Origin of the sequence: Thalassoroseus pseudoceratinae (assembly GCF_011634775.1) — a bacterium.
In the GTDB taxonomy this organism is placed as follows: domain Bacteria; phylum Planctomycetota; class Planctomycetia; order Planctomycetales; family Planctomycetaceae; genus Thalassoroseus; species Thalassoroseus pseudoceratinae.
In genome coordinates this window covers 1-317 of the sequence record NZ_JAALXT010000021.1, presented here as the reverse complement: position 1 = coordinate 317, position 317 = coordinate 1, and the positions used below count along the sequence as shown (strand labels likewise).

General features: G+C 51.1%; 1 protein-coding gene. It reads left to right on the top strand.

Going from position 1 to position 317, the window contains the following annotated elements:
- Positions 1 to 317 (top strand): hypothetical protein (locus G6R38_RS27755; protein WP_166832143.1); only part of this gene is annotated, 317 nt, incomplete at both ends.

Here is a 317-nt window from a genome sequence, read left to right as displayed (position 1 = left end):
GTCGAACCTGACCGAGCAGTTCGTATTCAACAACCGCCTCTACGCGGTGATGGAGAGTAATGTCGGGCGAGAATTGTTCGAGTACAACACCTCCACCGGACAATACGAATTACACACCAATCTGAATGGTAACGATGACGGCTTCCCGAGTGTGGAAAAGGATCCTAACGGCGACCTAGTTATTTTCAATGGCGACCTGATTTTGGAGGCCACAGATACGGGAATCGGTGATGAAGTCTTTCGACTGACAACGGCGAACACTCTCGTTCCATTCTTCGACGGGAACAACAATCCGACAGTAGGTTCGGACCCGGGTC